The sequence below is a fragment of the Gemmatimonadales bacterium genome (assembly GCA_041390145.1).
GTDB lineage: Bacteria > Gemmatimonadota > Gemmatimonadetes > Gemmatimonadales > GWC2-71-9 > SPDF01.
In genome coordinates this window covers 15,195-40,452 of sequence record JAWKQM010000015.1, presented here as the reverse complement: position 1 = coordinate 40,452, position 25,258 = coordinate 15,195, and the positions used below count along the sequence as shown (strand labels likewise).

General features: G+C 68.3%; 19 protein-coding genes. 1 reads left to right on the top strand and 18 read right to left on the bottom strand.

The features are described from left to right. Positions 1–150 precede the first annotated feature (150 nt). The 9 genes from R2910_12670 to R2910_12630 form a co-directional block, all read right to left on the bottom strand. A complete protein-coding gene (locus R2910_12670) occupies positions 151–1,791 on the bottom strand; it encodes a mechanosensitive ion channel family protein (protein ID MEZ4413834.1) in 1,641 nt (546 codons plus the stop codon). Between the two features lie 93 nt (positions 1,792–1,884). Further along, entirely contained in the window at positions 1,885–4,122 is a 2,238-nt protein-coding gene (locus tag R2910_12665; protein MEZ4413833.1) for a DNA translocase FtsK, read from the bottom strand. Then, complete coding sequence (locus tag R2910_12660) at positions 4,119–4,871, bottom strand: 2-phosphosulfolactate phosphatase (protein MEZ4413832.1); 753 nt, start codon at positions 4,869–4,871, stop codon at positions 4,119–4,121. Before R2910_12660 ends, R2910_12665 begins: the two co-directional genes overlap by 4 nt. Then, positions 4,868–6,229: an acetyl-CoA carboxylase biotin carboxylase subunit gene (gene accC / locus R2910_12655; GenBank protein MEZ4413831.1), complete on the bottom strand. Its 1,362-nt coding sequence runs from the start codon at positions 6,227–6,229 to the stop codon at positions 4,868–4,870. Before accC ends, R2910_12660 begins: the two co-directional genes overlap by 4 nt. Beyond that, positions 6,226–7,398, bottom strand: a complete 1,173-nt coding sequence (locus R2910_12650) for a type IV pilus twitching motility protein PilT (protein ID MEZ4413830.1) — start codon at positions 7,396–7,398, stop codon at positions 6,226–6,228. The genes accC and R2910_12650 overlap by 4 nt, the downstream gene beginning before the upstream one ends. After that, positions 7,391–7,936: an acetyl-CoA carboxylase biotin carboxyl carrier protein gene (gene accB / locus R2910_12645; protein MEZ4413829.1), complete on the bottom strand. Its 546-nt coding sequence runs from the start codon at positions 7,934–7,936 to the stop codon at positions 7,391–7,393. The genes R2910_12650 and accB overlap by 8 nt, the downstream gene beginning before the upstream one ends. Positions 7,937–7,972: 36 nt before the next feature. After that, the gene (locus R2910_12640) at positions 7,973–9,058 is read right to left on the bottom strand and encodes an aminopeptidase P family protein (protein ID MEZ4413828.1); all 1,086 of its coding nucleotides are present in this window, start codon (positions 9,056–9,058) and stop codon (positions 7,973–7,975) included. Beyond that, entirely contained in the window at positions 9,048–9,485 is a 438-nt protein-coding gene (gene aroQ, locus R2910_12635) for a type II 3-dehydroquinate dehydratase (GenBank protein MEZ4413827.1), read from the bottom strand. Before aroQ ends, R2910_12640 begins: the two co-directional genes overlap by 11 nt. Then, the gene (locus R2910_12630) at positions 9,485–11,440 is read right to left on the bottom strand and encodes a hypothetical protein (GenBank protein ID MEZ4413826.1); all 1,956 of its coding nucleotides are present in this window, start codon (positions 11,438–11,440) and stop codon (positions 9,485–9,487) included. The genes aroQ and R2910_12630 overlap by 1 nt, the downstream gene beginning before the upstream one ends. A gap of 163 nt (positions 11,441–11,603) precedes the next feature. Here R2910_12630 and R2910_12625 point away from each other — a divergent pair, with 163 nt between their 5' ends. Beyond that, on the top strand, positions 11,604–13,460 hold the full coding sequence (locus R2910_12625) for a peptidyl-prolyl cis-trans isomerase (GenBank protein MEZ4413825.1): 1,857 nt from the start codon (positions 11,604–11,606) through the stop codon (positions 13,458–13,460). An 83-nt stretch (positions 13,461–13,543) separates the two neighbouring features. On the opposite strand, the gene R2910_12620 is transcribed toward R2910_12625, so the two are convergent. From R2910_12620 to pal, 9 genes are all read right to left on the bottom strand, one after another. Next, positions 13,544–13,801 carry a twin-arginine translocase TatA/TatE family subunit gene (locus R2910_12620; GenBank protein MEZ4413824.1) on the bottom strand — a complete coding sequence of 86 codons (258 nt, stop codon included), beginning with the start codon at positions 13,799–13,801 and terminating at the stop codon, positions 13,544–13,546. Positions 13,802–13,812: 11 nt separating this feature from the next. After that, positions 13,813–14,085 carry a DUF4321 domain-containing protein gene (locus tag R2910_12615; GenBank protein ID MEZ4413823.1) on the bottom strand — a complete coding sequence of 91 codons (273 nt, stop codon included), beginning with the start codon at positions 14,083–14,085 and terminating at the stop codon, positions 13,813–13,815. Next, complete coding sequence (locus R2910_12610) at positions 14,085–15,071, bottom strand: polyprenyl synthetase family protein (protein MEZ4413822.1); 987 nt, start codon at positions 15,069–15,071, stop codon at positions 14,085–14,087. Before R2910_12610 ends, R2910_12615 begins: the two co-directional genes overlap by 1 nt. Continuing rightward, positions 15,068–17,368, bottom strand: a complete 2,301-nt coding sequence (locus tag R2910_12605; GenBank protein ID MEZ4413821.1) for a tetratricopeptide repeat protein — start codon at positions 17,366–17,368, stop codon at positions 15,068–15,070. The genes R2910_12610 and R2910_12605 overlap by 4 nt, the downstream gene beginning before the upstream one ends. 96 nt (positions 17,369–17,464) lie before the next feature. Next, positions 17,465–18,997, bottom strand: a complete 1,533-nt coding sequence (hutH, locus tag R2910_12600) for a histidine ammonia-lyase (GenBank protein MEZ4413820.1) — start codon at positions 18,995–18,997, stop codon at positions 17,465–17,467. Between the two features lie 42 nt (positions 18,998–19,039). After that, positions 19,040–20,212: a hypothetical protein gene (locus tag R2910_12595; protein MEZ4413819.1), complete on the bottom strand. Its 1,173-nt coding sequence runs from the start codon at positions 20,210–20,212 to the stop codon at positions 19,040–19,042. A gap of 146 nt (positions 20,213–20,358) precedes the next feature. Then, positions 20,359–23,862, bottom strand: coding sequence for a twin-arginine translocase subunit TatC (gene tatC, locus R2910_12590; GenBank protein MEZ4413818.1), 3,504 nt, complete (start codon positions 23,860–23,862; stop codon positions 20,359–20,361). A 19-nt stretch (positions 23,863–23,881) separates the two neighbouring features. After that, on the bottom strand, positions 23,882–24,661 hold the full coding sequence (locus R2910_12585; GenBank protein MEZ4413817.1) for a tetratricopeptide repeat protein: 780 nt from the start codon (positions 24,659–24,661) through the stop codon (positions 23,882–23,884). Next, positions 24,658–25,245 (bottom strand): peptidoglycan-associated lipoprotein Pal, encoded by a 588-nt coding sequence (pal, locus tag R2910_12580; GenBank protein MEZ4413816.1) that lies wholly within the window; start codon positions 25,243–25,245, stop codon positions 24,658–24,660. Before pal ends, R2910_12585 begins: the two co-directional genes overlap by 4 nt. Positions 25,246–25,258: the final 13 nt, after the last annotated feature.

The window sequence follows — 25,258 nt, the reverse complement described above, 5'->3', positions numbered from 1 at the left end:
GACCCTCCGACAATTCCGACCCTCCCTCGTTCCTGCTCGAACATGATGCGGATCGGCTTCCTTCATCGGTACTCGCCGCGCCTCAGACCTGACCAAACAAACGGGGCGCCCCCCGAAGGAGACGCCCCGCAGAACCAGGTCGGCCGCTGTCTAGCTCGGGTTGACGTCCACCCGGAACGACGGCGCCGGCTCCTTGGGCCGGAACTCCGGCGGAATCGTGACCGTGTTCCCGTCCCGCAGCGCGTAGAAGTGCGGCGAGGTGATCTCCTGCCCCGCCTCCCAGAAGGTGTCCTGGATGAGCGAGTGGAGGCTGCTCCGCAACCGCGGCAGGTTGGTGGCCTCCTCGGAGTCGATCGGGACGAACAACTCATAGTGCACGTAGAAGTCGTTGAGGGCCCGCTGCAGCACGAACGGCTCCGGCGTCTTCAGCGCTCCCTCAAGCTTGGCGCCCGCCGCCATGAGGAGCTCGTGGATCCGTTGCCACGGCGTGTCGTACCCGATGGTGACTGAGGCCCGCACGTACAGTGACCGCCCCTCGCGGCCGGCCGCGCTGTAGTCCACGATCGAGCCGTTCACCATGGTGCTGTTGGGTACCAGGATGAATTCGTTGGCGACGTTCTTGATCCGGGTGGACAACAGCCCCAGTTCCACCACCGTGCCCTCGGTGGTTCCCGCCTGGATGAAGTCGCCCACCTTGAAGCCGCGGGCGTACATCAGGAGCAGCCCGCTCATCGCCTGCCCCACCAGTCCCGCCGAGCCGAACGTGACCAGGACGCCCGCCAGGACCGAGATGCCCCGGAAAGCGTCGGAGTCCGAACCGGGCAGCAGGGGATACGCCGAAGCGACGGCAAACATCCAGACGACGGCGTTCACGATGCGTCGCGTGGCCCCCACCGTTTCCGGGTGGAGCCCGACGATGCTGAGCCGGCCCTCCTCGACCGCGTCGAACAGGCGCCGCAGCAGCGCCAGGATCCCGCGGGTCGCGAGGAAGATCAGTCCGATGGTGATCAGGTTGGGAATCGAATGGAGGATCGCCAGCCCGATGCTGCCGGCCGTGTCGGCCAGGAAGCCGCCGAAGATGAGCCCCCACGGCCGGGTGTACGCGAACCGGGTGAGTGAAAAGGTGATCCACCCATAGGTGAGCAGCAGCCCGAGGGCCCAGGTCAGCACGCCGAGGATCCACACCAACGCGCGACGCACGCCGCCCGGTGAGAGGACCTCGACGCCCCGGACCTTCAGGTCCGGCATCTTGCGCGAGGAGAGGTCCAGCAGCCAGGCCCGTCCCCGGCGCAGCATCCGCAGCAGGAAGATCAGCAGGAGCGTGGCGGCGGCCACCGAGACCGCCCCGATGGCGAGCGCCTTGACGTTCAGCGCCTCCTCGGCGGCTCCGAGCCCGTCGCTCAGCTGCGTTACGACTTTGGCGGCGGCAACTTCCGGCGTGAGGTCCGACCCGCGGGGCATGTCGTAGGGCGTCACCACGAACACGGGGGTGTCATTGAGCATGACGATGACCCCGACCGAATCATGGATGGCCCGCACCGAGTCGTTGCCGACACGTTGGGCCCGCTTGATCCGGTCGAGTGCCATCTCGGCACGGTCCCGGGCGGAGAAGACACCCAGCTTGGCCCGGAACACGAACACGTTGCGGTTGCCGACCGAGAGCACTGCGGAATCGCCGGAGGTGGCGACCGTCTCGGGCACCACGATCGGAGTTGGTGTTGGCCGTGCGGGTTCCTGCGCGCCGAGGGAGGCGACGGAAGCCAGACTCAGGATGAGACAGAGGGCGCGCATGGGAGCTCTCGAGTCGGGAAACAGCGAATCAACGATGCATGGAGGCTAGCCGGGGGAACGGACCCGGGCAACCAGCAGAGCCCGCCCGTGGCGCTAGGAGCAGTACTCGTCCAGCTGCGAGAACCCGATCAGCACCTCGCGCGGCTTCGAGCCGTCGGGCGGACCGAGGATGCCCGCGATCTCCAGCTGGTCGATGATGCGCGCCGCCCGGCCGTAGCCGATCCGGAGCCGGCGCTGCAGCAGCGACGTCGAGCCGTTCTGGTTCTGGATGCACGCCTCGGCGGCCTCGCGGAAGAGGCTGTCGCGCTCGCTGCCATCGCCGCCGTCCGCGCTCCCCCCGCCCGCCGCCGCCGCCTCCAGCGCCCGCACCGTCTCCAGGATGTCGCTCTCCGCCTCGGCGGACTCCTTGGCCGCCGCCTGGCGCGCCTCCCGCCGCTTCACGTACCACTCCATGACCCGCTCCGACTCCTCGGTGCCAATGAACGCGCCCTGCAGCCGCAGCGGCTCGCTCTTGCCTGGCGGCAGAAAAAGCATGTCGCCGTTGCCCAGCAGCGCCTCGGCGCCGTTCTGGTCGAGGATGGTGCGGCTGTCCACCTTGGACGCCACCCGGAAGGCGATGCGGCTCGGGAAATTCGCCTTGATGAGGCCGGTGATGACGTTCACCGAGGGGCGTTGCGTGGCGAGAATCAAATGGATGCCGATGGCCCGCGCCTTCTGCGCCAGCATCGCCAGCGGCGTTTCCACCTCGCCCTGCACCGTCATCATGAGGTCGGCCAGTTCGTCCACGAAGAGCACGATGAACGGCAGGTGACCCTCGGTGTACGCCTCCTCCTCGGGGGGCGGCGGCGGGGTGTCGGCCGGCTCGTCGTTGACCGTCGTGAGCGTGAGCTTGGGCCGCGCCGGGTTCTTGAGCGGCTTCCCCTCCGCCACCTTCCGGTTGAAGTCGGCGAGGTTGCGCGCGCTATTCGCATGCAGCAGCTCATACCGCCGGTTCATTTCCCAGACCGCCCACTTCAGCGCCGTCGCCGCCTCGTTGTTGTTGGTCACCACCTTGTGCCGCAGGTGGGGCAGCGAGTTGTACATCGAGAGTTCGACCATCTTCGGGTCGATCATCAGCATGCGCAGGTCGTGCGGCGTGTAGCGGTACACCAGGCTGGTGATGATCGTGTTGATGGCGACCGACTTGCCTGACCCGGTGGCACCGGCGATGAGGAGGTGGGGCATCTTGCCGAGGTCGGCAATGACCGGGCGGCCCTCGAGGTCTCGGCCGAGGGCCACCGGCAGCGTGGCGCGCGAGCGCTCCCATTCCGGCGCCGCAATGAGTTCCCGGATCGAGACGATGCGCGCCGTCGGGTTCGGCACCTCGATCCCGACGGCGCCCTTGCCCGGAATCGGCGCCACGATGCGAATCGACGGGGCATGCATGGCCAGGGCGAGGTCGTCGGCCAGCGCCGCGATGCGGCCCACCTTGACGCCGGGCGCCGGCACAATTTCGAACTGGGTCACGACGGGGCCGGTGGTTCGCCCGGCGATGGTGCCGTCGACCTTGAAGGTCCGCAACGTGTCGAGCAGCACCTGCCCGAGTCGGTCGAGCTGCGCTTCGCCGGCGTCGATATCCCGTCGCGGCGGCTCCTGCAGGAGTTCGATCGGCGGCAGCTCCGATTCGACGTCCGGTACCGGCGCCGGGGCCAGGGGCTTGGCCTTCGGCGGTTTCGGCTCGCGCGCCTTCCGCAGGCCGGCCCCCTTTGTGGGCGCCTCCTCCTCGTCCTCCTCGTCCTCGACGGGCGGGAGCGGGGCCATCCGGCGCGGCGGCGCGGCGGCCTTCTCCTCCTCGGTCTCCGGCTGGCGTTCCAGCCGCTGGAGCGGATGCCAGGCGACGGTGAGCAGCGTCAGCGCCGAGAGCGCCAGGAATCCGAGGAGCAGGGCCCCCGCAAATCCCACGATGTTGTAGATGCCGGAGGCGAGGAAGCCCGGTGCCAGGCCGGTCATGCGGGCGCCAAACGCACGCCCGGCGACATCGGGGACGAGGTCGTCCGGCGTGACGTGGCTGAGCACGCCAACCACGTACGGCACCACCACGCTCAATCCGGCGGCAAGAATGGCGGCCCGCTTCATGTCGAGCCGCGGCAGCCGGTCGAACCCTGCCAGGCCCAGCCCCAGTCCCAGCAGCGGCACCCCGAGCGCCCCGATGCCGAGCCACGCCCAGAGGAACCCGCCGAGCGCCTCGCCGAGCGGCCCCGTGAGAGAAATCGGGAGCAGGGTGAGGCCGGCAAAGAGGCCGAGCACAAGGGCGGTGACTGCGCCGAGGCGGCGGCGGGCGTCGTCGGTCACAGGAGACTCGCGGGGGGAGGCGCGGCGGTGATGCGTCGCTCGTGGTACATCGGAAGCACCGGGTAGGCATCCTGCCTGGCGGCGTCGACGAGATCGGCGTCGAAGCCAAGCCCGACAATATCTGCCCCGCCGCGGCTGGCCCGGAGGGGGCGTTCCCAGTCGTTGCCGTACCGGCGGACCAGGTCGAGACTGGCGAGGGCGGCGTCGTTCATCCCCTTGCGCTTCCGGTTGCTTCCGAGCGCCGCCACCAGGAGTCGGCCGGCGGCGTACGCGTCGTCCAGGGCGAAGGACCGTTCCCGTCCGGCGCAGAGGATCAGCAATTCCCCCCGCGCGTCGAGGGCGTCCCGGGCGCTGGCGGCGGCGGCCGACAGGTTGACCGCGGCGGCCAGGTGGACCGATGCGGCGCCCTGCGTGGCGAGCAGGGCGGGTGTGCCGTTGGTCGTGGTCATGACCAGCGTCCGGCCACGGACCGTATCGGCCGTCATTTCAAGGGGACTGTTGCCGAGGGCGAAGCCCTGGATGGGCAGTCCGCCGCGCTCCCCGCAGAGCAGCACCTCCGGGCCCCCGATCGTCTGGGCGAGCCGGAGCGCCTCCTCGGTGGTGGAGGCGGGGAGGATGGCGCGGGCGCCGTGGTGCAGCGCCGCGCAGATGACGGTGGAGGCGCGGAGGATGTCGATGACGAAGATCGTCCGCCCCGTCGCCTGGCCGGGCAGGAGCCCCAGCGGCGCGAAGACGACGTCGAGCTTCATGCCTCGGGTTTCAGCAGCTGCGGCTCACGCTCGAGGAACTTGGTGTCCACGGTCCCGGCCACAAAATCAGGATGGCGAATGACGCGCGACAGGAAGGGGATCGTCGTGGTGACGCCCTCGAGGATGAAGCTGTCGAGCGCCTGGCCCATCCGGGTGAGCGCCTCAGCCCGGTTGTTGCCGTGCACGATCACCTTGGCCAGCAGCGAATCGTAGTACGGAGGAACCGTGTAGCCGGCGTACACGTGCGTGTCCACCCGGATCCCCGGGCCGCCCGGCGGGTGATAGGCGGTGATGAGCCCGGGACTCGGCTGGAAATTGCGGTACGGGTCCTCGGCGTTGATACGACACTCGATGGCGTGCCCGCGCAGGTAGCGCCCGTCGCCGCGGAAGCTGATCGGGTCGCCGGAGGCGACGCGCAGCTGTTCCTTGACCAGGTCGAAGCTGGTCACCATTTCCGTGACCGGATGCTCCACCTGGATGCGCGTGTTCATTTCCATGAAGTAGAAGCTGCCGTCCTCGTCGAGCAGGAACTCGATGGTGCCCGCGCCGACGTAGCCGATGGCCGAGGCCAGCTGCACCGCCGCCTGGCCCATCCGGGCGCGCAAATCCTCCGTCAACGCCGGGCTGGGGCTCTCCTCGATCAGCTTCTGGTGGCGCCGCTGCACGGAGCAGTCGCGCTCACCGAGGTGGACCACCTTGCCGTGGCTGTCGCCCATGACCTGGATCTCGACGTGCCGCGGCCGGGCCAGGTACTTCTCGACGTAGACGGCGCCGTTCCCAAACGCGGAGAGCGCCTCGTTCTGTGCCAGCGAAAACGACTGGGCGAACTGCTCGGCGTCGAGCGCAATCCGCATCCCCTTCCCGCCGCCGCCCGCCGTGGCCTTGATGATCACGGGGAAGCCGATCTCCTCGGCCGCCGCGAGCGCCTCGTCGGCGTCTTCGATGGTGCCCGGTGAACCCGGCACCGTCGGCACTCCCGCCTCCTTGGCCAGCCGGCGCGCCGTCGCCTTGTCGCCCATCTGGCGGATCTGGTCGCCGGTCGGGCCCACGAAGGTGAGGTTGGAGGCGCGGCAGATGTCGGCGAACTCGGCGTTTTCCGCCAGGAAGCCGTAGCCCGGGTGGATCGCGTCCGCCCCGGTGATTTCCGCGGCAGCGATGATGTTGGGAATGCGCAGGTAGGAGAGCCGCCCCGGTGGCGGGCCGATGCAGACGTCATCGTCGGCGAACCGCACGTGCAAGGACTCCCGGTCGGCCTCGCTGTAGACCGCGACCGTCGCGATGCCCAGTTCGCGGCAGGCCCGAATGACCCGGAGGGCAATCTCGCCGCGATTGGCAACCAGCACCTTCTTGATCGTCACGGGACGAAGCCCTGCGTGATGCCCCCGGCCCCGCCCTTCTCGCCGTCACCGAAGGTCTGGTCCGACGCCGAGCTGACGCCGGACACCCGGAGCGCAAACTCGCTCGGGTTGCTGCTGTAGAAGAGCGCGCTCTCGTAGGAGATCACCCCTTCGCGATACCACTTCATCAGCGACTGGTCGAACGACTGCATCCCGTAGGAGATGGTGCCCTCGGCGATCAGGTCGGGGATGTTGAGCGCCTTCTCGATGTCGCGGATGTTGTCGGCCACCGCGGCGGTGTTGATGAGCACTTCCGCCGCCGGCACCCGGCCGCTGCCGTCCTTCTTGGGCACCAGCCGCAGGCAGATGACCGCCTGGAGGGCGGTGGACAGGAGCGAGCGGATTTCCTGGTGCTGGTGCGGGGGATAGAACGAGATGACGCGGTTGATCGTCTGGGTCGCGTCGGTCGTATGGAGCGTGGAAAAGACGAGGTGACCGGTGTCGGCGGCCTTGAGTGCGGTATCCAGGGTGTCCGCGTCGCGAATTTCGCCGATCAGGATCACGTCCGGGTCCTGCCGCAGGACATGGCGGAGCGCCGCGGCAAACGTGAGCGTGTCGCTGCCCACTTCGCGCTGCGAAATGTTGGCCATCTGGTCCCGGTGCAGGAACTCGATCGGGTCCTCGATGGTGATCACGTTCACCCGGCGGTTCTGGTTCACGTGATTGATCATCGCCGCGAGCGCGGTGGACTTCCCCGACCCGGTGATACCGGTGACCAGCACCAGCCCGCGCGGCCGCGCGGAGACTTCCTCGAGGACGGGGGGGAGCTTCAGCTCCCGGATCGTCTTGACCTCGTAGGGGATGGCGCGGAATGCGAAGGCGAGCGTGCCCCGCTGCTGGTAGATGTTGGTCCGGAACCGGCCGACCCCCGGCACGCCGATGGCAAAGTCTGCCTCCTTCTTCTCGGCAAACTCCTTGACCTGGCGCGGCGTCATGATCTGTTCCGCAAGCGCCTTGAGGTCCTCCGGGCGCAGGGGCGGAAAGTCGAGGCCGGTCAGCTCACCGTTGACGCGCACGGTCGGGGGGCGCCCCACCTTGAGGAGCAGGTCCGAGCCGTTCCGACGGACCATTTCGGCGATGGCCTGCTTGAAATTGAACGGTACGGCGGCCGGAGCCGGGGCGTCAGCCATTGGGATCGACTCGGAAAAGCGCCTGCCCGAACTCGACGGGCTGGGTGTCCTCCACGAGAATCTCGCGAATGACCCCGGTGACCTCGGCCTCGATCTCGTTCATGATCTTCATCGCCTCGATGATGCAAACGGTCTGCCCCGCCGTGACGCGGCTGCCGACCTTCACGTAGGCATCGGCTCCCGGCTCCGGCGCCTTGTAGAAGGTGCCGACCATCGGCGACTTGATATCCTTCAACGTGCTTGGCGGCGCGGCGGGTGGTGCGCCGGCCGCTGCCGCGGGCGCCGCGGCCGCGGGGGCCGGGGCCATCATCGGCGGGGGGGGCATCGTGGGCATCTGCGGATAGGCCGGCGCGACGCCCTGGTTGGTACGGGTGATGACGACACCGGTGCCAAAGAAGCCGGTGACCTCAATCGAGCCCAGCTCTGGGGAGTCCCGGAGCAGCTGGGCCAGCTTCTTGACGTCCTTCAGCTCGATGGACTTGATCCCCGGCATCTTCTGGAGCAGCTGAGCCAGCTGCTTCATTTCGTCGGCGTTCACGAGCGCTCCTCCTCCGGCGCGGGCCCCAGCCCGCGGTTAGACTAGCTCGACCAGGTCGGTCAGTCCGTCTGACAGCGCGCGCGGTCCGGCCGCCGTCAGGACGATATCGTCTTCCAACCGCACTCCACCCCACCCGGGAAGATAGATCCCCGGCTCAATCGTGACCACCGCACCCACGGGAAGAACCGACGCCGAGGTGGTGCTCAACCGCGGCGCCTCGTGCACCTCCAGGCCGAGGCCATGCCCCAGGGAATGTCCGAAGGCCTCCGCGAGGCCCCGGGCCGCCAGCAAGTCCCTCGCGAGCGCATCGGCCTCGCGCCCCGTCATCCCGGCCCTGATTTCCTCCCGGGCCCGCCACTGCGCCGCCCGCACCGCCTCGTAGACGGTCCGCTGCCTCTCGTCGGCCCGCCCCCCCACGATCACCGTCCGGCTCAGGTCGGCGCAATAGCCGTCCACCTGCGCGCCAAAGTCGATGAGCAGGAACTCCCCGGGCTCAATGACCCGCTCGGTGGTATGGGCGTGCGGCAGCGCGGAGCGCGGACCGGACGCCACGATCGTCTGGAACGGGTGCCACTCGCTCCCGCGCCGTCGGAGTGCCGCCTCGAGCCGGCTCGCCACGAGCAGTTCCGACTGCCCTGGGCGGATCGTCGGCAGGACCTCGGCAAGCGCGGCCGACGCCAGCGCCGCCGCCGCCTCAATCGCCGCCACCTCCTCGGGCGCCTTCACCGTGCGCAGCCGCTCGACCAGCTCTCCCACCGGTGCCGTCCGCGGCGCGCACTTCTTCAGCCGCCCCGCATCCCGAACCGTGAGGGCGTGCGCCTCGAACCCGACCGTCTCCTCGGGGCGCTCGCCACAGGCCGCCTGGAGCCGGTCCCAGACGCTGGCGGAGTCGATCTCGACGGCGGCCGCATCGCCCACCTCGACCGGCGCCTGCGTCGCGTACCGGAAATCGGTGAAGAGCACCGCATCGTCGTGCCGGACCAGCAGCAGGCCGGCGGAGCCCGTAAACCCTGTGAGATACCGAACGTTGGGGAGGTGCGTCACCAGCAACGCATCAACACCCTCTGTGGCCAGCAATGCCCGCAGGCCCGCCTGGCGCTCCGCGCGCCGGTCAGCCGGCACGCAGGTGATCCACCAGCGCTCGCAGGGCCACGGGATACCCCTGGGCCCCGAGACCCGCAATCACGGCCACCGCGAGGTCGGCCAGGACGGTGTGCCGACGCTCCGGCTCGCGCCCGAAAATGTTCGTGAGATGCACTTCGACGAAGGGAACCTGCACTGCGAGAAAGGCATCGCGCAACGCGAGACTGGTATGTCCGAAGGCGGCGGGATTCACGACCGCTCCGTCCACCCGGCCCCGCAGCGCCTGCACCGCGTCGACGAGGGCTCCCTCATGATTGGTCTGGAACCACTCCAGCTCGACCGCGAGGCGGGCTCCCTCCTCCTGCACCATTGCTTCGATGTCCCCCAGGGTGTGCCGCCCGTAGCGCTCGGGCTCGCGCACACCCAGGAGATTGAGGTTGGGGCCGTTGAGGACGGCGACCCGCATCAGCGCTTCAGGCTCTGCAGCCAGGAATGGAATTGGTCGAGGTCGTCCTCGTCGTCGGATGCTCGCGTGGCGCGGACCGAGCCTGACGAGGTGCGGCCGGTCGGCACCGCATCGCCACCACCGAAGAACTCATCGAAGGAGAAGCCGGCGGAACCTTCCGCCCTGTCGCCGGCCGGGCTGTTCTCCGCGGGCGGCACGGGCGAGGGATCCTCCCCGAAGATGGCGCCGAGCGACAAGCGGTCAATCGCCGGTCGCGTGGGCGCGCCGGACGCGACCGCCTCCTCACCATCATCTGTCTCGTCAGGATCGCCCGCGGGGAGGTCAGGCGCCGCCGGGGGCTCGGGGAGATCCACCGCCGCCGGGCGGGCGCCGAGCATGGCGCCGAGGAACGAAGCCACCGCCTGTCCGCCGGTGACCGACGCCGCGTAGGACGGCGCGGCATCCTCGAGCACCTTGGCGGCCATCACGGACTCGAGCTCCTGGATTCGGACGCGCAGCCGTTCGTTGTCGGGATTCCGGTCGTAGAGAATGCGATACACGCCGAGCGCCTCGCCCGGGTGCCCCTGGCCGGCGTACAACTCGGCCATGCTCTCCGTCACCATCAGGACGGGCGCCTCACCGTCGGCATTCTCCTCCACGTCGGCGTCGGGCTCGTCGTCCACCAGGTCCTCGTCCACCGGCGCGATGCCCGCCATGGCGTCGTCGAAGCTGTCGGGCGCGTGCGTGCCGCTATGCGTCGGTTCAGCCGGGTGGAACTCCCGCTCCTCACCGACATGCATGGCCCATTCGAGCGGCGACTCCTCCTCGAGCGCACTCGCCGGGGCGACGTCATCGCTGTCGTCCGCCGCCACGACTTGCTCGACGCTCTCCTCAGCGGTCGTCACCACCGCTTCCGTTGCCACCTCGACGGAGGCCTCGACTTCGGGTTCCGGCTCGCCGAACGTGGGCTCGGCATCGGCAATCACCAGCTCGGGCTCGGCGACGACCGACTCGGCACTGGCAAACATCGGCTCGGGCTCGGGCTCGGGCTCGGCCTCGACTTCCGGCTCCGGGGTCGGCAGCTCGGACTCGGGCTCGGCTGCGTCCTGCGGTTCCTCGATCGGCGCCGAGAGTGTGTGCTCCAGCAGCGCCTCGGAATCATTGGCCACCTGGTACTCGGCACCAGACATGCTCGTCAGGACGATTTCTTCCTCGCGTTCCAGCACGAAGTCGTCGAAGGGCGCCGCGTCCGCACTCGATTCCAGCTCCGCCGACTCGAGTCCTTCCACCGGCGAGACCTCCGCGACCGACGGCGGCTCGTCGAGCAGGGACTCCCCCAGCATGGGCGGTTCGATCGTCTCCGCCGACGTGGGCTCCACCCAGGAGGAAATCGAAGCCTCGGCCACCTCCACGGGCGGCTCCCAAAGCGCAGTCGGCTCGAGGAACTCGTCCACGGGCGTCGGGATGTCTGCGGCATCGCCGGGAGGGGCGCCAAACTCCGGGCTCGGCTCCGCACTCTCGGCGGAATTCGGCTCGGCCACCTCAGCCGGCGGAGCCACCTGGGCCGCGGCAGCGGGAAGAGCCTGGATGCGGGCGAGCTGTTCCCGTGCCTCGTCGTTGCTGCGGTCCACGTCGAGCAAGTACGCCAGGAAGCTGACGGCCTCGTCGTTCCGCCCCTGCCGCTCCATGATGTCGGCCAGGGACTTCAACGCGATGACGTTCTCGTTGTCGAGATCGAGCACGCGTGAGAAGGCCGCCTCGGCGCTGTTGTCATCGCCGAGGTCGAGGTGACACCGCCCGAGGATGACGCTGCCGGGGATGTAGTCGGGATTGAGCTCGAGGCCGACCCGGATGACTTCGAGCGCGCGCTCAACGTCGTCGCTCTTCCGGAGGGCATCCGCGAAGGGGGCGGCAAAGCGCCGCGGGTTCTCCGCGAACTGACGCTCGAGTTTTTCCATCTCGCGAGAGTAGGCCATTCCGGTCCCTGGACGCGTAAGTTGTTGCGGGGATTGACTTCAGAGTAAGGTCAAAGCGGGGCGCTGTCAACCGTCCTCGGGCCCGCTTGGCTTGAGAATGTCCGTTGCCCCACTTAGACTTATCCCTCTTTTTCCACCGTGTCCGGAGCCGGGATCCCAACCCATGTCGATGCAAGTATTTCGCAACAGTGCCAAGCCCCTCATCTACATCGTCACCGCCTCGTTCTTCCTCTGGCTGGTGTTCGATCTCAGCGGGCTCTCCGGGGGGACGGGGCTCCTGTCCCAGACCAGCGCCGGCAAGGTGGACGGCCAGACCATCGAGGCGAGGTACTACACCTCATTGGTCCAGCAGACCATCGAGCAGCAGCAGCAGGCCTCCACCAAGCCGCTGACGCTCGACGACATGGTCCAGATCCGGAACCAGGTCTGGCAGCAGATCGTCGAGGCGACGGTCCTCCAGCGCGAATACAAGCGCCGGGGCCTGGTTGCCACGCCCGAGGAAATCGCGAACGCCATCGAGAGCTTCCCGCCCTCGCAGCTGCAGACGCGGCCGGAATTCCAGACCGACGGCCAGTTCGACCGGTCGAAGTACCAGCGCTGGCTCGCGTCCGACGTCGGTCAGCAGTACATCCCGCTGCTCGAGGCGCAATACCGCGACCAGATCCTGCAGAGCAAGCTGCTCCGGGTCGTCACGGCCGACATCTACCTCTCCAACCCGGCGCTCTGGCAGATGTACCGCGACCGGAATGAAATGGCCTCCGTCGAGCTGGTGGCCATCCTGCCGCGCCGGGCCGTCGCCGACAGCGCCGTGCTGGCCAGCAGCGATGAGATCGCGGCCTATTACAAGGCGCATCCCGACCGGTTTTCCCGGCCGGCCACCGCATACCTGAGCTTCATCGCCGTGCCCCGCGGCACCAACGCGAGCGACACCGCCGCCGCCTACCAGCGCGCGGTCTCCGCCCGGCAGGAAATTCTCGACGGCGCCCCCTTTGCGGAGATCGCCGCGCGGGAATCCGCGGACAGTGTCTCCGCCGCCAACGGCGGTGAGCTGCCCGAATGGACCCGCGGTGCCATGGTCGCGTCGTTCGACAGCGCCGCCTTCTCCCTGCCGCTGAACACCATCTCGATGCCAGTGCTCTCCGATTTCGGCTATCACCTCATCGAGGTGACCAGCCGGAAGGGCAACAAGGCGACCGCGCGGCACATCCTCATTCCCATCGAGGTGGTGGGCGCGCACCGCGACGAGCTCGACGCTCGCGCCGATTCGCTCGAGGAACTCGGGGCCAGCCGCCTCGACCCCGCGGCGCTCGACACCGCCGCCAGCGCGCTGCAGCTTCCGATCGGCACCGCGCCGCCGGTCCAGAAGGGGACACAGGTGCAACTCGGCGTCCGGGTCATCCCCGACGCCGGCTCGTGGGCCTTCCAGGCCAAGATCGGCGAAGTGAGCCCGATCATCGAAATCCCGAGCGGATTCTATCTCTTCCGCCTGGACAGCATCGTGCCGGAGGGCGTCCCCCCGCTGGCCGACATCGAAGCCTCCGTGGCGAGCCTCGTGATGCAGGACAAGAAGGCGGAGCTGGGCAAGGAAATGGCGGCGAGCTATCTGAAGCGTGTCCAGGAGGGGAGCACCATGGAGCAGGCGGCGACGGCCATGGGCCTGCCGTACCGGAAGCTCGGCCCCTTCAGCCGCGTGGAGTCCCCGGTGCCCAACCCGATCCTGACCGGCGCGGTCTTTTCCCTGCCGGTCGGAACGCTGAGCGGCGTGCTCGATACCGAGGATGGTCTCTACGTCGTGCGGGTGCTCGAGCGGACCCCGGCGGATACCGCGGCGTTCCGGAAGGGGCTTGACGAGTATCGCACCGATGCGATTCGACGCGCCCGGCAGGACCGGGCCCGGAGCTACCTCGACGCGCTGCAGGCGTCGGCCAAGATCGTGGACCGCCGAGAGGGCCTCTTCCCCACGTCGGCACAGGCCGAAGCGAACGCGTCGTCGGCCCTGGGGGGCGCCCCCAGCCGCTGACCCACACTGGGGGTGAGGGGATTGACGAGGGGCCGGATCGGCGTGATGCCCGATCCGGCCCCTTGGCCATGCAACGACCGGGGTTACTGCGAGAGCCGCTTCGGCTCGCCCGAACCGCTGGCGCTGTTGCTCGGCGGAGGGGCGTCCATCGATCGCGGCAGCTGCGTGCGATCATCCGGAGCGCTGTTGATCGCATCACCCGCATCGGAGATGCTGCGCTTGAACTCCCTGATCCCCTTGCCGATGGATGAGCCGATCTCGGGCAACCGCTTGGCGCCGAAGACCAGCAAAATGACCACCATCAAGATCATCAATTCAGAAAAGCCGAGATTCCCAAGCATACGGACCGCCTTTAGAAGAGGGACCGCGCGATGAAATAGGCCACGAGGACGCCCACCAGACTCAGCAACGTCACATCCAGCCCGACCGGTCCCAGCGTAAAGTCTAGCACCAGCAGGTCCACGGAGACAGGCCCCAGCGTCGGATGGACCGCCGTGGTGAAAAAGTCTCGCGCCGCGCTCTCGGGGAGGAACTGCCGCAGGAGGGCCGTCAGAAAGCCTCCCGCCAGGAATCCCGTGGTCAGCACCCCGAGGTAGAACCCGGGGCGACGTGGTCCGCCTGCCATCAGCTCCTCCGATCCAGCACGAAGGGAATGCTCGCCCGGAGCGCTTCGCGCGCCGGACTCGGGGCGAGAACCTCCAGGACTTCCTCCGCGCCGGTCGACAGGGCGTGCGCCCGTTCGCGGGCGTAGTCGAGGCCCCCGGCCTCGGTCACCGCGTCGACCACGGCGGCGATCTGCTCGTCCGAGGGGACCTCGGTCTCCATCAGCACCGAGACCGCGCGGCGTTGCGCGCTGCTCAGCCTGGGCAGGGCGTAGATCAGGGGCAGGGTCACCTTGTGCTCCCGCAGGTCCGCACCGACCGGCTTGCCCGTCACGGAGGCGTCCCCGGTGTAGTCGAGGAGGTCGTCGACGATCTGGAAGGCCATGCCCAGCCGGAGCCCGAACTCCCGCATGGCCTGTCGCTGGACCGCCGGGGCCCGAATGGCGCCCGTCTCGCAGGCGCCCGAGAGGAGGGAGGCCGTCTTGGCGGTGATCAGGAGGTCGTACTGCTCCTCCGAGAAGGCCAGCCGGTCGTGGGCAAGGAGCTGCCGCATCTCGCCGACGGTCATCTCGTTGGTCACGCGGCCGAGGATGCGGAGCGGCTCCAGATCGGCGAGGCGCACCAGTTCGATCACCGCCCGGGAGTAGAGGTAGTCGCCCATGATGACCGACACCTGGTGACTGAACAGGGCGTTGATCGTCGGCATCCCGCGCCGGCGCACCGAATGGTCCACCGAGTCGTCGTGCACGAGGGTGGCGAGGTGGATCAGCTCGACCACGGCGCCCAGCGTGGGCGCGCGCTCGTCGGGCTCCCCCGTGGCCTCGTCGGCCAGGAGCAGCAGCGTGGGACGGAGCATCTTCCCCTGCATCTGCAGGAGGTGGGCGTTGACCTCGGCGATCAGCCCGAAGTCGGCCTCGACGATGCGCCGGAGCTCCGACCGCACCTCCTCCAGCCGGGCCCGCACGGGAGCCTGGATGTCGGCGAGGGTCGCCGGGGTCGCCTGGGTCACGACGCCCCGCCCTTCAGGATGGCCTTCAGCCGGTCATTGAGGTCCATGAACTTGACGTCCACCGCCAGCGCCCGCTCATAGTAGGGTCGGGCCTCGTTCCCCCGCCCTTCCGCCTCGAGCGCCCGGCCGAGCCAGTACAGGAGGCCGATCTTCTCGTTGTCCTGGCCGCTCAGCCCGTCGACGGCGCGGCGCAGGATGGCCTCCGCCACGGCAAACTGGCCCTTGTCGAAGAATGACGAGCCCAGCGCCTCCGACGTGCGCAGGCGCGCATCCGGCGAGCGGAGGGCCTTCTGGAATTCGGCGATGGCCTCGTCGAGCAGCCCCATCTCCTTGAACGCGATGCCCAGGTCGTAGTGCGACTGGTAGTCCTCGTCCTCGAGGTTCTCGTCCAGCCCCCGCTTGAACTGCTTCAGCATCTCGGCGAAATCTCGCTCCTCATCGCCCGTCGGCTCCTCGTCCTGCACCCGCATCCGGGTGTCCTTCGGCTTCTCCCTGGCATCGCCATCGAGGAGCATGGCCCCGAGATCCACGAACTCCTCCGACGGGGGCGGAGCGGGCGGGGCGGACACCACCGGGGGTGTGGGCGGCGGCGGCGGGGCGAGGGAGTCGATGGCGGCGCGCGCCCGTGCGTTGTCGGGTTCGCTCTCGGCGACGCGGCCGTAGACCGCCAGTGCCTTCTCGACGGCACCGATCCGCACCAGGGCGTCGCCCAGTTCCAGGTATGCCTCGACGACCCGTCCCCGGTGACCGACCCGATAGGCAAACTCGACCAGCTTCTGGAAGTACCGGATTTCGGATGGCTCGAGCCGGGCCAGTTCCTCCGCGACATCGTTGGCGCGGTCCCAATCCTCGAGCTCCTCGAGGCGGCTCAACGCCAGATCGAGCTCCTCGATCCCCCGCTCGCGTTGCCCGAGCGACAGGAGGGCCTCGCCCAGTGCGCGGTGCACGTCCGGATTGTCGGGATCGTCGAGGACCCGGTCCTCGAGCGCGGACACCCGCGCTTCAGGAGGCAGCTCCACCACCTCGGTCGCCTCGGCGCCCTCCGTGCCGGCGGCCTCGTCGACCAGTTCAAGTGCCGGATCGTCCACGTCCCAGACGGGCGGCACCTCGACGGCGTAGCTCTCCTGGTCCGTCTCGATCGAAACCTCGAGATCCCCGAGGAGTGGCTCCTCCTCGATGCGCTCGGGCGCGTCCTCGTCCAGTTGCGACGCGGTCGTGATATCAATCGTCAAGTCGGACACGAGGCCGGTGACATCATTGGCGACCAGGGGCACGGTGCCGGTGTCGTCGGCCATGCCTGGCTCAAAGCCGTCGACCGGCGGCGGGGCCTCGTCCGGCTCCAGGTGGGTCTGATCGGCCACCAGGTCGGGATCGACCGGCAGGATCTCCATCTCGTCGAGCGCCCCCGCCTCCACCCGCTCGAGCCCCTCCACCGGTACCACGTCGAACTCTGCCGCCTCGGTGTCCTCGATGTCTGACTGCATCAGGTCGGACGCCGAGATTGTCACTTCCCCGGTCGGCGGGTCGAGCGAGGGCGGCGGCGCGTCCGGCTCCTCGACCAACCGCACCTCGCGGGTTGGCGCCCCGAAACCGGTCGGCGAACCGAACGGGGTGTCGAGCCCGATGTCGAGAAAGACCAGGTCGCCCCTGCGTCGTGGCGCGTCCTCCGGCGGCGGCGCGGGTGCTTCGCTGGACTCCATTTCGTGCATGCGGTCGCGGGTCCGCTGGGCCCCGGCCTGGTCTCCCCGGCTCTCGAGGTCGGAGGCGAGCTTCTCGAGCTGTTCGCGCGCCTCCGCACCACGGGACGCGACACGCAGCAGTTCCGCCAGCATGATGCGAATTTCGTCGCTGCTCGCGAACTGGTCGGCGAAGGCCTTCACGTCCCGGAACGCGTCGTCCCGGAGTCCCTCGCGATTCATTCGCTCGAGGTACTCGATGAGGTTCTTCTTGGCCTCGCCCGCCATGTTCTTCTTGGCGTGCAGCCTGGCGAGCTGGATGTAGGTGCGGGTGCGGTGCGGGTCGTACCGGAGGATCTTGCCGCAGACGGCGATGGCGTTGTTGGAAAAGCCCTGCTCGCTGTAGAGCTCCACGGCCCGCTCGTAGGAGCGCACCGCCGCGGGAATGTCACCGACCTTCAAGTGCAAGTCGCCGACCTTGTTGTACAGCGCCAGGTCGGGTGCCGCTTCCTCGCCGGATTCGAACGCCTGCAGGACTCGCTGGTAGACCTCGATGGCCTTCCGCCAGTCTTCTTTCTGCTCATGCTTCCTGGCGGTGTCTTTGAGCTTATCGAGGTTCATTCGGGCTCGGCCAGAGAAGGAGGAAAACAGCGACAGGACTTGGACTTATGGGGCACACGTCCCCGTAAGATATGGAGGCGGCAGGGGGGGAGCAAGCTACGCGATGGTGGCGGGATCGAAGACCGCCTCGCGGAGGGCCAGGGCAAGGCGTGCCAGGTCCGGCGCGGGTGGGCGGTCCTCGGCGAGCGGCGGGACAGCTGGCGTCAGCCCGCGGAGCCGCGCGTGCAACCGCCCAACCCCGCGCCCCGGCGTCAGCGGCTGCAGCAGGTCGAGGCCCTGCCCGGCGCAAAGGAGTTCCGTGGCAACCACGTGCAGGGCGTTGTCGAGGATGCGACGCGCCTTGTACGCCGCCCCCATGCCCATCGGGACGAAATCCTCCTGGTTCGCGTCGGTCGGAATGGACCCGATGCTCGCCGGGTAGGCCAGCGTCCGCGACTCCGCGACCAGCGCGGCGGCGGTGATCTGCACCATCATGTAGCCGGAGGACAGCCCCGGATCGGCGGTCAGGAAGGCGGGCAGCCCCTGGGAGAGATCGGGATTCACGAGCCGTTCGACGCGCCGCTCCGCGATTGCCTGCAGGGTGGTGAGCGCCACCGCCAGGAAATCGAGCGCCTGCGCCACCGGCTGCCCGTGGAAATTGCCGCCCGAGAGGACGTCACCATTCTCGAAGACCAGCGGATTGTCGGTGGAGGCGTTCAGCTCGATCGATGCCGTGCGGGCGGCAAAGGCAATGGCGTCCCAGACGGCGCCGAGGACCTGCGGTGTGCAGCGGAGGCTGTACGCGTCCTGGACGCGGGGATCATCCTCGCGATGTGAATCACGAATGACGCTGTCCGCCAGGAGTGCGCGCATGAGGCGCGCCGCCTCGATCTGGCCCGCGTGGGGACGCGCCGCGTGAATCCGCTCGTCGAGGGGCGTCGGCGTGCCCCGCAAGGCCTCGAGGCTCATGGCGGCCGCGCCCACCGCACTCCGCCACAGGACCTCGGCATCATGCACCAGGAGGGCGAGCATCGCGGTCTGCGCCTGGGTGCCGTTGATGAAGGCGAGTCCTTCCTTCGGTGCGAATCGGTGCGGGGTCAGGCCGGCCGCCGACAGCGCGGCGCCCGCGGGGATCCGCTGTCCCCCCTGCAGCACCTCCCCCTCTCCCATCAGGACGAGTGCCACGTGGCTCAGGGGCGCCAGGTCCCCGCTGGCGCCGACACTGCCCTGCTCCGGCACCACGGGGATGAGGCCGGCGTTGAGCAGCGCGACCAGCGCCTCGACAAGTGAGGGACGGACCCCGCTCGTCGGGCGGAGCAGGACGTTGGCCCGGAGAATCATCAGCCCCCTGACCACCTCGGCGGGCAGCGGTGCGCCGACACCGGCGGCGTGGCTGCGGATCAGGTTGACCTGCAGACGCTCGAGGTCGCCTGGCGCAATCAGCACGTTGGCGAGCTTCCCGAAGCCGGTGTTGATCCCGTAGATCGTCTGGCCCGATGCCAGGGCGGCTTCCACGCGCCCCCGGCTGGCCTTGAGCGCCCCCAGTGCGGCGGGCGCAATGCCAACGCGGCACGCTGACTGGCGTGCCGCGCGGACGACATCGGAAATGGTGAGTGACTGGCCGTCGAGCGTCAGGGTGTCGGTAGGCATCGGTCGAAATTGCCCGAACTCCCCTGCCGACACAAGGCCGGACTACTGCCTGACCGTCACGCCGGTCGGGCGGGCGGTGCGCACACCGCCCCCGGGCACGAGCTCGGGATTCCCCGGGTCAGTCTGATAGGCCCAGTCGACGATGATGTAGTCCTGCCCGACATGGCTGATCCTGAGCGCTCCGTAACGAGCGAAGGCATCCCCGGCGCTCATCTCGAAGACATACCCCCAGCCGACGAGTGCGTCGATGGGCAGCGGGCTGTACACCTGGTTCGGTGCCCAGTCGATGTCGGTCAAGTCGCCGACCGGGGTGTTGCCATAGAACTCGACGCCGGTGCCGGCCCGAACCGGCCGAAGCCGCAGCCCGCTGACGCCGTTCCGTTCGACCACGAAATCGATGTCTGTCGCGGAACCGGAACCGACCAGGCCCAGCTCGTTGGGCTGCACCAGGAAATCGTTGTTGAGGTCCTTCCAGAACCGGAAGCCGCTCTGCGCCAGGGTGATGTCAGAGGCGTACAGCACGACATTCCGGGCGTCGGGCCGCGGCGTGTCGGCGCGGATGGGCGACCAGAGGCTCTCGTACCCCTCGAGGCTGACGGCGGTGACCGCGAAGCAGCGCGGCTGACCGTTCGGCAAGGCACCGGCGATGAATTCGGGCGCCACCGTGGTGCCCTCGAGGTACCAGTTCACATCGCAGAGACCGGCGTCCAGGTCGTACGCCGCGCTGTAGATCCGGTAGTCGGAGAAGCGCGAGGGGGAGGCGGCGTGGGCGTTGTCGGCCCAGGCCAGCGCAATGGCGCCGTCGAGGCTTGTGCTGAGCAGGGTGGCCGGCGCCGGCAACATGAGGCGCTCGTCGATGGTGACCGTGGGGCTCGGCCCGCTCTCGAACCCGGAGAGATCCTCGGCGGCCACGTAATACTGGAGGTCGGGCGGCCCGTTGTCGTGGAAGGTGTTGGACGTGGTCGAAGCGCGGAGCCCGAACGCCTCCGACGTCGACCCGCGCGAGTAGATGTTCCAGACGGCCAGGTTGGGGTCGCCGTCATCCGGCCAGCTGAGCAGGACCCCGGAGGGCGCCGTGCCGGTGCCGACGGGATCGAGCTGGTAGTACAGGGCCACCGGCGGCTGAATTCCGCCCTGCGGCGGACCGTAGGGATCGGTATAGGTGTCGCAGGCAGCGAGTGTCAGAATGGCCGCACCGGCCCAGGCGAAACGCATCAGAATTCCTCGAAGAGGGGACACCCGGTGAGAAGCACGGTCCATGCCATGAGGTTCAACGCCATAAACAACGGCAACACAACGGGTTAGATGACTGCGGCAATCGGTCCCCTGTCCGCTCACGGGGACGTTTGCGACCGGAGCCGCTATTGGTTGTAGTCGAGCTTCATCTCCGGGAGGTCGGTCAGCGAGATCGAGAAGTACAGGGTGACGTTGCCGTTGGGATTTCGGACGAAGTTGAAGCCGGCCCGCCACTCGTGGAGTTCGCGTTCCAGCCGGATGATCTGGGATTCGAACGTCCCGTCGGTCACGTTGTACTGCGTGGACCAGGAGACGCCCCACAGCGGTGTCGGCGAGAACGTCGTGTTGAACCCGATGTTGGACTGCGTCAGGCCGCCGACCCGGCTCTTCTGGTAGGTGTAGCTGACATTGGCGCGGAACGCTCTGCCGAGGGGAGTGGGGCCAAGATTGTTGCCATAGATCGCCTCCGGCCCCGGCCGGACCGGGCGATAGGTATCGGCCACATACCCCCCCTGATCAGGTTCCGCGCCCGGCCTGGCGCTCGGCGTGGCGAGGCCAAAAAGCCGAAGCAGCGGGGCGAAGGTGGCCGAGGACACCGCAAAGCTGAGCCCGATCTGCTGGAGGGCAAAATCGAACGAGGAGGAGTCGTATCCGACAGGCCCGTTCCAGAGGTCGTGGGTGATTGCCAGGTTGAACCCGGGCAGGAGGTCGCTCTGGAAGGAGTTGGTGAGCGATTGCGTCGTCCACCCGTTCCGCCCCGGCTCCTTCGCCTGCTCGAAATCGTAGCCGACCGGGCTGGTGGTAATGCTCAGGACCCGCTGTTTCCGGCCGGCGCCCTCGGCCGTGCTGTCCGCGCCGGCGGCGAGTTTCTTCCCCTCGATATTCTGGTTCAATCCGATCGACAGCCGCTCCGTCCGGGGACTGGTGAGCTGCAGGGTGCGCGTTCCCACGGTCTGGGTCGCGAGCGCAAAGTCCTCCGGAATCGCGGCCTCGGGCGACAGGGAGTAGGAAATGACCGGGGTGAAGCTGTGGCGCACTCGCTGGAAGCCTGCGAATCCCGGGTAAAAGCCGAAGAAGGTCGGGCTGGCGCTGATGTTGAAGGCGACCCGTTTCGACTGCGCCACCCACTCGCCGTTGGTCGTCTGGTTCCGGACCAGGTACGGCTGGCCACTGGCGACGTTCGCCACGCCGACCGATGGCTGCAGCTTCCAGGAGCCGCGGAAGAGCAGCGGAAGGTTGATGCCGGTGTCCCAATCGAGGCCGGTCGAGTAGGTCCCGCTGTACGTCTGGGTGACGAACACCGAGTCGCCGGGATTGGCGGTATCGGGCACCCAGACGCCGCTCAACGAGGGAACATCCCGTTCCTGGTCGGTGACACGCACGCTGTTCCGCCAATTGAAGCTCCCGATGCGGAGCGGCGTCTCGAGGCTGAAGGTGGTGGCCCGCGCATTGAACGTGTTGGCCAGGGTGTCCACGGCGCCACTGGGCAGGGTGACCACCGTCGGCGGCGACAGCGGCTGCTTCCGCTGCCACTCCGTCGTGAACGACAGCCCCGGCGACCAGGTGACGTTGGCGCCGATGTTCACCGGCTTTGGGCTCAGCGTGATGGCCGGCAGCTGGCTGGTCAGGCTGTTGTTCTCGATGTTCTGCCGGAGGTTGCCGCCGAGCGTGAGGGTGCCCCAGCCGTACCGGTGCGTGTAGTTCAGGGCACTGGTGATCTGCTGCGTGGTCAGCAGCGGATCGATCGCGTTGTTGCGCACGATGCTGCTGTTCGTCACATAGTTCAGCGAGAGATTGATGGAGCTGTTCAGGGAAAAGACCTGATGATGGTCCCAGATGATCCCGGTCGAGCGGCCGCCCTCGCTGGCCCACTGCCGGCTGAAGCCGATCGACCCGTTGGTGAAACGATCCAGCCACCGGTACCGCCCCAGGACGGCGAGGGTGGAGTACCGCTGGTCGAGCCAGTCGAATCGCACCGTCATGTCGAAGTAGTCGCTCGCCGCCCAGTAGTACCCGATGTTGGTGATCTGGCGCTTGTAGCTCTGGGAGGTTCGCACCACGTCGTTGAAGCCGATCCGGGGCACCAGGATCCCCGAATGGCGGTCGGGCCGGCCATCCTGGAACACGAACGGCAACCACATCACCGGGACGTCGCGCACGTACAGCACGGTCGGACGCGCGACCATGACCGTCCCGCTGATCCACTTCACCTCGCCGGCGGAGAAGTGGTAGTGGGGGTCGGGAAGGTTGCAACTGGTGATTTCGCTGGAGGCGGCATAAATCCGCTTGGAACTCGAGTCCTGGGCAATACTGCCCCGGAGGAACCATTCGGCACCGCCCTGGTCAAAACTCGTGAGGGCGCCGTTGACGACGCCCCTCTTTGACTCGGTATAGTATCGGATCTCCTTGCCCACCAGGATGTTACCCTCGCTGAAGAGCATCGGCGACCCGCGGGCGTCGAGCATCCCCATGGCATCCTGGTAATCGATCTCCCCGGCCTCCAGCGTCGCCCCTTCGCGCTCGGTGCGGGCGTCGCCCACCATGAGAATCCGTTTCTGGTCGGCGAACAGGGTGACCGAATCGGCCCGGTACCGCGTCACCACGTACCCCGGCCGCTGCAGGAGGAACTGCATGGTCGAGTCGGGAGCCGGGAAGGGAAAGACCGGGGCGGTGGGCAGCCCGAGCCGACGGGCGGCGGCGGTGTCCACCGGCTGACCGCCTTCCACACGCGCGAGGGCGGCTGAGTCGCCCGGCGCGGCTCCGGGGGTGGCACGCACCGCGGAATCCGCCATTCCCTTGGGTGGCCGCGATGGCAGCGTGGGGTTCTGGGCCTCCAGCGGCGCCCCCCAGAGCGCCAACGCGATCAACCCGGCCGCCGCGGCCGCCGCCGCGCGGCGGAGCCGGCGCCGGTGCATCACGATTGCGCCCGCCACCCCGACCTCATAAAGCAGGAGGATCGGGAAGGTCATCATCAGCATCGACAGGACATCGGCGCCCGGCGAGAGGAGCGCACCGGCGGCGAAGGCGAGCACGATCTCGAACCGCCGGAACCGGTTCAGGGCGGCGGGGGTGATCAGGCCGAAGGCCGCGAGGATCGTGATGACCAGCGGGATCTCAAACGACAGGCCCAGCCCGATGAGGATCTGCAGTACGAAGCTGAAGTACGCGTCGTACGTGATCATCGGCTGGAGCGCCTCGGTCTGGAAGCTGAAGAGGACGCGCAGGGCCTGGGGCACCACGAAGACGTATCCGAGGGTGGCCCCGGTGATGAAGAGCAGCGTCCCGACGAGGAGAGCCGGGATGAAGGCGCGGCGCTCCCGTTCGTAGAGCGCGGGGCTCAGGAAGGCCCAGATTTGATAGAGCAGGAACGGCGAGGCGAGGACAAGCCCGATGAGGAGCGAAAGCTTGAGGACGATCATGACCGGTTCGGTCGGGCTCAGCACGGTGAGCCGTCCGCCGGTCAGGTAGGGCGCGATCGGCGCCTTGAGCAGGGAGACAAACTGGAAGCGCTGGACAATCCACAGCCCTGCCCCGAACGCCACGATGACCGCGACCAGTGCCTTGATGAGACGCGACCGGAGTTCCTCGAGGTGATCGAGGAACGGCATCTCGCCACGGGGGACGGCCATCGGGGCGGGCGGCGCCGGGCTACTGCCCGAGCGCCTTCAGGCGGTCGCGGGCGAGCGCCGCCTCGTTCGACGTCGGATACTTTGCAATCAACCGCTGGTAGTACCCGCGGGCTGCCGTCGTATCCTTGGCGGACTCCGCCATCGACCCCAGCCGGTAGAGCGCGCTCGCGGCGCGCGGCGACGACGGATACTTGTCGGCAACCTCCGTATAGTAGGTCGCCGCAGAGTCGGGAGCCTCCGTGCTGAAACTCTCACCGATGAAGTACACCGCATCCGCCGCCTCGGGCGCGGTCGGATACTGCTCGAGGAACTGCCGGAAGCCGGCGCGGGCCGTCCCGGTGCTGCCGCGGCGCAACTGCTGGAGCGACGCCTCGTACATCTGCACCGCGGAGGCGTTGCTCGCTCCCCCCGCCCCGCTCGCGCCGCCGGCCGCGGGGGTTGCCCCGCTCAGCTGCTGCCCGCGCGCATCCAGGTCGCCCCGGAGCTCGTTGAGGCGCCGGCTGCTCTGACCGGCCAGTTCCTGCACCTGCAGCAACTGTTTCTGGACATCGTAGAGCTGCCCGAGCGTCTCCCCGCGAAAGGCACGGAGATTGGCCTCTACCGCGGCGAGGGAGTCACCGGCCTGTTGCTGGATCGCGAGCACCTGCGTGAGCTGCGCCGCCAGCATCGAGTCCCGATGGGCGTTTTCGTCCTGCATGGTGGTCAACTGCTCCTCGAGCCGGCGCACGTCGCTCCGGAGGGCACAGCCCCCCAGAGCGACGGTCGCCACCACGAGGATCGGCGTGATCCGAGGGATCACTTCGGCGCCATCAAGTTGTTGCCGCCGGCCGTCGGCGTGAACTGGTCGTTCCGGTTCATGGCCCAGGCCGTCTCATTGTTGGCCGGGTCCACCGGGCGCTCTTCGCCGTACGACACGATGCTGATCTGGCCGGCCGAGACGCCCTGGTTGATCAGGTACCGCTGGGCGGCCGCCGCGCGGCGATTGCCGAGGGCAAGGTTGTACTCGTCAGATCCGCGGTTGTCGCAGTTGCCGGCGATCTGGATGGTGAGGGCCGGGTTGGCCTTCAGGATGGCGGCCTTCCGGTTGAGATCGGCCTGGTACTCCGGCTTGATGTCCGACTTGTCGAAGTCGAAGTGAATCATGGAGGTCACTTCCGCGGTCAGCTGCGCCTGCAGCTTCGCGGCCGCGGCGGCCGCAGCCTCGGCGGCGGCGCGCGCACGCGCCTCAGCGGCGTTGATCGAGTCCTGCCGCATCCTTGCCTTGATCGCGGTGCTGTCAATCGGGGCCGGCGCCGGGGTCGGTGGCGGGGTCTCAGCGGGCTTCTTGCCGCCACAGGCGGCCGCGGCCAGCAGCGCGAAGACCATCAGGGAACGGGACTTCATAATAGGTACTCCA